Consider the following 8,018-nt stretch of genomic DNA (forward strand, 5'->3'; position numbering starts at 1 on the left):
TTCAAATATTTTCCCCATTGTCGGAGTCACCTGTTGTGATCAACGGTCTAAAACTGCAACCGCGGCATCTGGTGTTGATGCTAGCCTTAGCCGTCGCCATCTATGCCTGTTATTTATTGGTCGTGCCTTATTTAGGCTCGATTGTACTTGGCTTTATTGTGTCATTACTGTTTTTACCCGTGCATGGCCGTATTCAGCAACGTCTGCCTAACAGTCCGAATTTAGCCTCGGCATTATCTTGCACCTTACTGACAGTCATCGTATTAATTCCCTTATTATTGGTGGCCGTCGCCATCATAGATCAGGGCGTCAACTTTATGGGGAATGCCTATCAATGGTTGACTGAAGGCGGTGCCAAAGGATTACTGGCTCACCCTTGGGTTCATTCAGGATTTGAATTACTCAATAAATGGCTGCCCTTTGATACCATCAAACCTGACGAATTTGTCCAACGCGCCGCCTCTGCGGCCACCGAGCTCAGCACCTCCTTAGTCGGGGCCAGTACCAGTTTGGTGGGAGACTTTACTGACACTGTACTGGATTTCTCATTAATGCTATTTGTGCTGTTTTTCTTTTTACGCGATCAAGACAAAATCATCGATAGCTTGCGACACATTATTCCACTGTCGCGTTCGCAAGAAGACCAAATCCTTAATGAAGTCGAATCAGTGGCTAAATCGGCGGTATTAGGCTCATTCTTAACGGCGTTAGCCCAAGGCATATTGGGTGGCATAGCCATGGCACTGGCCGGATTCCCGGGCTTATTCTGGGGCAGTATGATGGCATTCGCATCGTTTATTCCCTTTGTGGGTACCGCCATGATCTGGCTGCCCGCCGCGATTTACTTATTCCTCACCGGAGATTGGCAATGGGGTATTTTCTTAGTGGTGTGGGGCGTAGTGGTGGTTGGCTCTATCGATAACTTCCTGCGGCCATGGCTGATGCAAGGCAATACCGGCATGAGTACTCTACTGCTATTTTTCTCATTGCTGGGCGGTTTGCAGTTATTCGGATTAATAGGCTTAGTCTATGGCCCGATTATTTTTGCGGTGACCTTAGTGTTATTTAGACTCTACGAAGTGGAGTTTGAAAGCTTTTTATCCCAACAAGATAAGGAATAAGCAAGGGTTCGTTAGTGATTGACAGGCATTCTACCGGCACTAAGTCGGCCGAATGCCTCCGCCCAATAGTCATGGCAATCAGTATCAATGACTCAAGCCAATTGCCCTCGGTGTCGCCTCTACAGCCACTGCTAGCGGCCCAATCCGGGCAAGGTCATCGGCAAAGCCAATCAACGTGACGGTACCAACGATACTGCTAGGCGCAATGGTTCCAAAAAAACGACTATCACGGCTGTTATCGCGCCAATCCCCCAACACAAACAACTGATCTGGCGCAATATCACGCGTCGCCATGGCAAGCGAGTAATCGCGCTGACGTTGGGATGGCGCCACCTCAAGCCGATGTTCGACTGTGCCGTTGCGCAGCACCTGTCCCGCTTTAATGGCAATCGTGTCTCCGCCTAAGCCAGCTACCCGCATCACATAGGCACTCGGCTGATCTGGCGGGTAAAACACTATCACGTCGCCAACCTCGACCTGCTTATCTCGGGTATCGACCAGGATAACGTCACCGGGACGCAAACTCGGCGCCATCACTTTTGAGGGAATACTAAAGGTCTCGAAACCAAACATATCGCCGCGCACGGAAAATACGCCATGGTTGACTAACAATAACAACAGCGCCGCGGCGCCATAAGCATACCAAGTGTTATAGGGCTTAAGGTGATATGCCTTGCCTTGCCGCGCTAAGCGCACCGCACTGATCACAACGAGGATATAGATGACTAAAGTGAATACGATTAGCCCTATCACCCCATAAGGATTGGCCACTATTCCCACGGCGCCAGCGATGACAAAGCCACTGTACAAACTCACGAGCCACAGCAATCCAAGGCGAATGTGACCGACATACATATGACCAAGCCCTGGGATCAACAATGATAACGCAGCGGCTATCCAAACTTGTCTAGATCGGATCACATCAACTCCTTAGGGGGTGTTAAAACGTCAACGTCAGACTCTAGCCTAAATGCTTGCTACTGGGCAAACAAGCGAGTCATGCCTGCATGACCATACTTGATTGATCAGTGAGTGAATGGAATATCCGTTGGCCAAAAAAATAGGGCACTCAGTGCCCTATGTCAGTCAACCAGTGGCGATTAGCCTTTGTTATTACGTCTATCGAGCTGATCTTTAAGATTGGCCGGCACCCCCTTAATCAATAAGGTGTCCGAGATAGGATCATAAATCACCCGATCGCCTAAATGGCCACCATCGAAACTTAAACTAATGCCACCGCCGGTACCAGAGAACTTTTTTAACTGGCGCAAGGTGGCTTTATCCGCCGGAAACGCATCATCGAGTTCATATTCACCGGTGTTGGCAAAATCATAAAATGAATCCATACCTGAATCGGCCAGTTCATCGGCCAAATCTTTCATATCGATATCATGTCCCGTATCAAAACGCTCGGCGCAATATTCAAACACCTTATTACGGCACTCTTGCTGCTCAACCTTAGTCAACTCACTACCACTGACAAAATCTTCCACCGCATTCATCAATGATTTGTTTTGCGCCTTAGGATTGACCCCTTCAACACAGCCCATAAAGTCGAGGAAGAAATCCGCGACTTTGCGCCCCGCGCGGCCACGGATAAACGAAATATACTTTTTAGAGGCGTTATCGACTTGCCACTCGGTCAAATCAATCCGCGCCGCCAACTGCATATTGGTTAAATCCAGGTAATCGACCTGAGTCAACTCCATATCATCGAGCACAGTCATGGATGACTTAGCATTCAGTAACGCCACAAATAAATAGTCAGTAGCAATATTGGTGTAGCTGGCTAACAGTAAAAAACCGCCGTGGCTGAAATCATACTTGGCCAGCTCTTGCTGTAATAACTGCCCCGCGGCTGAACTAAACTCCACAAAGCCAGTACCACCTTCTCGGTAGCTGGCGAGTTTTTCAGCAAACTCAGGGTTGGCTTCTCCATCACCTTCAGCGACGCCAAAATAACCAAAACCTTTACCCGCTTTGCTGGTATACGAGCGATGTAACTCTTCGAGCATTTGTGCCACTGCCTGTCCATTAAGCAGGGGTTGAGGACGTAAACGACAACTCAGTTGGCCTTCGCCATCCTGGGTAATTTCATGAATAATTGCTTGATCGATCTGAATACTCATAAGCCTGATAGTGATAGCCGTGTAAATCAGCTATTATATGCCGCTATACCGTTTTAAAGTGAATTATTTTCTATGGCTATTCAATCAAAATACAGTAACACCGAAGTAGAATCCCTAATCGCCGAGCTTATGGCCGTGATGGAAAAGCACCAAGCCCCGACCGACTTACGATTAATGGTCTTAGGCAACTGTGTGACCCATGTACTCGAAACCCAAGTGGCCGCCAAAGCCCGCAGCAGCGTGGCCGAGCAGTTTGCCAAAGCGTTAGAAAGATCAGTTAAAACAAACTAAAACTGGCGAATTAACGCAAAAGCAGCATAAGATACACCAGATAATAAAAGACCTTGGAGCATCATGGTAGAGCGACAAAAACAGCTGGTGCGAGATAAAGTCTCGCGCCTCGTAAACTGGGGACACTGGTTTGCTTTCTTTAACGGCATCTTAGCCATGATCATTGGTAGCCGTTATATTGAAACTGTTGGAAGTCCTGAAAGTCTGTTGGGTTGGGGCTATTTAGCCATCAGCACCATCGGCCACTTTAGCTTTCTTGCTTTTATTGTGTATCTTGTGCTGTTGTTTCCGATCAGCTTATTGCTGCCATATTCTAAAATTCTTCGCGGTTATGCCGCCATCGTCGCCACCCTCAGCTTATGTGCGTTGTTATACGACACCATTATTTTTGACGACTACGGCCTCCACCTCAGTCCATTCGTATTCGACTTAGCTTGGGCCGATTTACATGCCCTGCTCAAAGGCACCAGTTACATTGTGACCCCCTTAGCGATTTTAGCCATTGAGCTGACCGCCGCCAATTATTTGTGGAAACGGGTCGATAAAATCCAAAAGCGCCATGTCGGTCCCAAAATTGTCGCGATTGTCGGCTTATGTTTTGTCAGTAGCCACCTTATTCATATTTGGGCTGATGCCACCGATGTCACTCAAATCACACGCTACGATCAGGCCTATCCGCTCTCGTATCCTGCCACCGCCCGTACCTTTATGGCGCGCCATGGCATTGATAGCGATAATCAAGACCGCAATCTTAATTTCGATACCAAGTTACAATACCCAGCGCAAGCCCTGCAGTGCGATGTCACATCGACCCCCAATATCTTAATGATCACCATTGATAGCTTACGCGCCGACTTAGTCGATGCCGCCACCATGCCCTTTTTAAGCCAATACGCGGCCAATAATCTCGATTTTACTCAGCATTATGCTGGGGGCGATCAATTTTCCAGCAGCATGTTTTCCTTGCTCTACGGGTTACAAGGAAGCTACTTGGATGCGGTAGAACTCCAAAATATGAGTCCCTTGTTAACCCAATCCTTTAGACATGCGGGTTATCATCTGGGGTTATTTATCAGCCCCAATAATATGCAAGGGCTAACGCCTGCGGCCATGTTTAACGATTTCACAGTCCACCTCAGTGGCGATGACATCAGTGAAGCCGCTGCCGATAAACAAGCTATCGCCCAATTTACCCAGTGGCGCCCCAGCCAAACCCCGCCTTGGTTTGCCTTACTCGACTTAACCGCGCCACAAAGTTATGACACTCCGATTGGGTTTCTGGGGGTCGAAACCGTCAAACCGCCTAAACCACTTAAAGCGGCCGAGCGAGTGTTATTTAATCAGTATCGCCAATCCCTCAACTTTATTGATAGCCAATTGGCTGAGATCATTCCTCAACTGCCCGCCGACACCATGGTGATCATCACCGGTATCACCGGCAAAGTCTTTAGTTTCAACCAAGCGAATAATCATGACCTTTCGCCAGAAAATGTCCGAGTACCGATGATAATTCACTGGCCGGGCAAAGGGCCGCAAAAAATAAATGACATGACCAGCCACCATGGCTTAGTGAATACCTTGCTGCAAGATGTACTCGGTTGCGAGCAAGCGACCAGCCAATATACTGCGGGCCGCAAACTGTTAAGTCCCAATGAAGATCCATGGATATACATTGGTGATAACCGCATATTTGCTATCTATCAGCCCGCCGAGATCACTGTTATCGATAGACACGGCCAATACTCGATTTATGATAAGGATTATCAGCAACAACTGAATAAAAAACTCAGTGCCCCAGAGCTTATCCAAGTGATGCGCGAAGGCCGACGTTTATACAAACATTAACCCATGGCCCGCGCAGGATTAAATACGCCTGTAAAATAGCCAGTTAGCTGAATTTGTTGTATTTTGTCCTTGCACTGCTGTCGAGCTCTTGCTAAAGTTCGCCCCATCAGATGACGGCTTAGCCTCTCTGGTTTGGTTCTCGGTATGTAGCGCAGCCCGGTAGCGCACTGTCATGGGGTGTCAGGGGTCGGAGGTTCGAATCCTCTCATACCGACCAAATTCTTGTGGAAAGGCTCACTTAATAGTGAGCCTTTTTGCTTTTAGCCTTAAGTCACCCTGCGGCCTCCCCGGTTTCACATCCCCAAAGCAAGCGCGAACTTACCACATAACAGGATCAACGTCGGTTCATCCCCGTGGGCACGGGGAACACTCAAATCCTCTTAAAAAAGTAAAGCCGCCCCCCGGTTCATCCCCGTGGGCACGGGGAACACACTGGATAGCGGCGGAACGCTAGCAAACCAATCGGTTCATCCCCGTGGGCACGGGGAACACTCCGTTAATCGCGATAGTTGTATCACTTCTTGCGGTTCATCCCCGTGGGCACGGGGAACACTAGCGAAAGGTTAAGCCCCGACCAAAAATCTACGGTTCATCCCCGTGGGCACGGGGAACACCGGCACTCAGTCCAAGCTCACTGAAATGCAAGCGGTTCATCCCCGTGGGCACGGGGAACACATATCGCCTGATTGAGCTTTCTGTAGCAACCCCGGTTCATCCCCGTGGGCACGGGGAACACTCTCAGAACTCGATACACCGATGCGTGACTATCGGTTCATCCCCGTGGGCACGGGGAACACCTCGATAGTGGCAAGCAACTCTGCATAACTGGCGGTTCATCCCCGTGGGCACGGGGAACACTTTATCGAGCCAACATTCACCGCCCGCAATCACGGTTCATCCCCGTGGGCACGGGGAACACGACATGCTCTACCCACTGCGTAAATCCGTGGACGGTTCATCCCCGTGGGCACGGGGAACACATGGTAAGGTCTGCGATAATTCTGGCGGTTGGCGGTTCATCCCCGTGGGCACGGGGAACACGCATTGCCCTCAGTGTTAAGCGTTGGAAAGCACGGTTCATCCCCGTGGGCACGGGGAACACTTTTTAATAAACGCAGTGAGCTGGGATTGCTGCGGTTCATCCCCGTGGGCACGGGGAACACCTCAAGATAGTTGCTGGTTTCCAGCTGCTGTACGGTTCATCCCCGTGGGCACGGGGAACACTGCGGCCGATGCAATATCAATCGACAAAGAGACGGTTCATCCCCGTGGGCACGGGGAACACTCTTTATAGTGATAATGATTCACTTACATTAACGGTTCATCCCCGTGGGCACGGGGAACACTCTTTATAGTGATAATGATTCACTTACATTAACGGTTCATCCCCGTGGGCACGGGGAACACAATACCATCCCAGTAAACACCGGTGCGCACATCGGTTCATCCCCGTGGGCACGGGGAACACCTGGTTACTGGCATGAGCACTGTGGCCAACACCGGTTCATCCCCGTGGGCACGGGGAACACTCTTGCTCGCGGCCAAATGCCTCGTTGGACAACGGTTCATCCCCGTGGGCACGGGGAACACCATTTGGCAAGCATGAGGTCAGGGTATTCGAACGGTTCATCCCCGTGGGCACGGGGAACACTTACACCAAAATATGATTGATTCAATTCTCCACGGTTCATCCCCGTGGGCACGGGGAACACATTGGTGGTGAGTCATTGATAAAATACAGCTTCGGTTCATCCCCGTGGGCACGGGGAACACGAATATCACAATTGCAAAGTTCAACAGTTGAACGGTTCATCCCCGTGGGCACGGGGAACACGATATCTCATCATCCGGCGATGGCAAAAATACCGGTTCATCCCCGTGGGCACGGGGAACACACGATGCGCCAAGTGGGCAGAGTAGAAACACGCGGTTCATCCCCGTGGGCACGGGGAACACATGGACTCACCACGGTCTGAGGTGGTGATCTGCGGTTCATCCCCGTGGGCACGGGGAACACGGCTTGACGTACTAACTCTGGATCGGGTCCCGCGGTTCATCCCCGTGGGCACGGGGAACACGATCTCAAGTTTGGCCTGACGCTCACGCTGGGCGGTTCATCCCCGTGGGCACGGGGAACACGTTAACGGTCTGTATAAACTATCGACCGTCAACCGGTTCATCCCCGTGGGCACGGGGAACACGGCTTGTTCGTTCGCATTTTGCCGGAGTAAGGCGGTTCATCCCCGTGGGCACGGGGAACACTCACAAGCTACACCCATCTTTTTGAGCGCATACGGTTCATCCCCGTGGGCACGGGGAACACTAGCGTAAACAGTCAGGCCAGTATCAAGCAACCGGTTCATCCCCGTGGGCACGGGGAACACTTCTGGCTGGTCTGGCGGCACTGGCGGCGATGCGGTTCATCCCCGTGGGCACGGGGAACACGCCAAAGTCATAAATACTGTGGTTTTCCAAAACGGTTCATCCCCGTGGGCACGGGGAACACCAGGGCGGGAGCATACTTTGATGGATTTATAACCCAAAGAAGACTCTTGCCCTATAATCATCGTTCCAACCCGCTTTCTTCATCTTCACTTTTTGGCTCGGCGCACCACAGTCGCATTGCTTGAGC

Annotated in this window: 5 protein-coding genes, 1 tRNA gene and 1 CRISPR repeat array; of the genes, 4 read left to right on the plus strand and 2 right to left on the minus strand. The window is 50.6% G+C overall.

What is annotated here, in order from left to right; all coding sequences use genetic code 11:
• The first annotated feature begins 35 nt into the window (after positions 1-35).
• Complete coding sequence (locus KU855_RS13220) at positions 36-1,121, plus strand: AI-2E family transporter (RefSeq protein WP_371316361.1); 1,086 nt, start codon at positions 36-38, stop codon at positions 1,119-1,121.
• An 84-nt stretch (positions 1,122-1,205) separates the two neighbouring features.
• On the opposite strand, the gene lepB is transcribed toward KU855_RS13220, so the two are convergent.
• Positions 1,206-2,042, minus strand: coding sequence for a signal peptidase I (gene lepB / locus KU855_RS19095; protein ID WP_218530749.1), 837 nt, complete (start codon positions 2,040-2,042; stop codon positions 1,206-1,208).
• Positions 2,043-2,221: 179 nt separating this feature from the next.
• Entirely contained in the window at positions 2,222-3,250 is a 1,029-nt protein-coding gene (yejK, locus tag KU855_RS13230) for a nucleoid-associated protein YejK (RefSeq protein WP_218530750.1), read from the minus strand.
• 72 nt (positions 3,251-3,322) lie between these two features.
• On the opposite strand from yejK, the gene KU855_RS13235 reads away from it, so the two are divergent.
• The 3 genes from KU855_RS13235 (at position 3,323) to KU855_RS13245 (ending at position 5,603) form a co-directional block, all read left to right on the plus strand.
• Positions 3,323-3,541 (plus strand): YejL family protein, encoded by a 219-nt coding sequence (locus KU855_RS13235; protein WP_218530751.1) that lies wholly within the window; start codon positions 3,323-3,325, stop codon positions 3,539-3,541.
• A 63-nt stretch (positions 3,542-3,604) separates the two neighbouring features.
• Entirely contained in the window at positions 3,605-5,386 is a 1,782-nt protein-coding gene (locus tag KU855_RS13240) for a DUF3413 domain-containing protein (protein ID WP_218530752.1), read from the plus strand.
• A gap of 140 nt (positions 5,387-5,526) precedes the next feature.
• Positions 5,527-5,603, plus strand: a tRNA-Pro gene (locus tag KU855_RS13245).
• Between the two features lie 124 nt (positions 5,604-5,727).
• Positions 5,728-7,892: a CRISPR direct-repeat array (repeat unit 29 nt; unit sequence CGGTTCATCCCCGTGGGCACGGGGAACAC).
• Positions 7,893-8,018: the final 126 nt, after the last annotated feature.

Origin of the sequence: Shewanella sp. NIFS-20-20, from assembly GCF_019209865.1 — a bacterium.
Taxonomy (GTDB): domain Bacteria; phylum Pseudomonadota; class Gammaproteobacteria; order Enterobacterales; family Shewanellaceae; genus Shewanella.